Annotated in this window: 1 pseudogene; it reads left to right on the top strand. The window is 43.4% G+C overall.

From position 1 onward, the window contains the following. Positions 1-1,351, top strand: a pseudogene (locus J3U16_RS11870) (hypothetical protein); the annotation flags it as partial. Between the last annotated feature and the right edge of the window lie 99 nt (positions 1,352-1,450).

Raw genomic sequence — 1,450 nt, 5'->3', positions numbered from 1 at the left:
ATTGACATCACAGTCAACTAGGAATGCGATACAGGGTAGTGCACCTTATTTGACTTTCGACGATGGTCGTACTCGTGCAGTTGATGCTAACGGTCTGCTTGGGATTACTTTATCTGACGGAACTAGGTACACGCCTTCTACCAATTCATCATCTACAACTCCAATCGTATTGCCCTCTGAAGGTCAGAGTTTTGCTGATATTGGTATGTTCGTTCCTACTGATACTAATTCAGTCGCTTTGAGTTCTCTTATCGGTCCACCTAATAATTATTGGGGGGATGATGATGGTGATTCTGGCGTTACTGCTACAGGTTCTTTAAGTTTATCTATCGTCGATAAAAACAATCAGTCAGTATCACGTAATTCCGTGCTAACAGTTTGTAATGCACCTTATAAAGTTAAGTTATCTAGTACTAACGGTACATTATCTACTCGTTACGGATTTCCTAATCGTAGTACTTTCAGTGCCAGTAGTGAGACTTATTACGTCAATCCTAAGGCTTCGCCGGTGGTTTGTTTTGCTCGGCCTAACTTATTGAATGGTAAGCTTGGTGATTACTCTTATTATCCATCTTGGGATTTTGCTGGCCCATCTTCAATGTGGGACCCTGCTAAGGGTTTTCTCACTCAAGAAACAGACCCGTCACTTTACGGTAGAAACTTTCCTACTACTGGTGCTAATGGATTGTACTTTGATTTAGATATTAGTGGTAGTAGTCAGCCATTGTCTTGGTCTTCTGTTTCTCGGGGTGGTATCACAGTCACAATGTCTAATTCTACTGCTACAAGCGTTCGCGTTACTTTAACGGGTCCTTACGCTACCTCATCCCAGCATCGTTCTGACAATCCTGGTCGTATTTCTACACCATCTTTGCCTCAGACATTCGAGTTGGTCGGTCGTGATACTAATGGTACTCCTGTTGTTAAATATGGTTTTACTTTGAAACAGTGGTTCGTCAACCGTGGTACTGACTCTTACGGTTATTCTTATTCTAATACATTATCTTGGTGTAATAGTATTGGTTATCGCCTTCCTAAGGTAAAGGATTTAACCAATTCATCTTGTCGTGGTAGTAATTCAGGCACTTGGTGTCAGGGTTCAGTCGGCGCCACTCCTTCTTCTCCTAACAATCTTTACATGCGTCATATAGGTTCTGGTTTTTTCACGGAGTGGGGCAAAATGGACACTTACTCAGGCGTTGGCTTCCTCAACCATTGGTACTGGACTAGTGACCCGCGTGGAAGTAACCAGTTTGTCGTGGACGCAAACTACGGTAGAGTGCACTACGGTACAGTGGGTTGGGGCGCCGACAGCTACTACGGCTACTACGGCCTTTGCTCCCATCCTTAGTTTTTATTTCTTCGTCCTTAATCCTTAGGGCGAGGGCGGGGGTGATAAAAAATAGTATTAGGTGATTAAAAGTAAGCTGACTCAAGGAGTCAACGTCGT

The organism is Gilliamella sp. B3023, from assembly GCF_026536845.1.
GTDB lineage: Bacteria > Pseudomonadota > Gammaproteobacteria > Enterobacterales > Orbaceae > Gilliamella > Gilliamella apicola_E.
The sequence above is the reverse complement of the archived record's forward strand: the minus strand, read 5'-3'. Positions and strand labels throughout refer to the sequence as shown.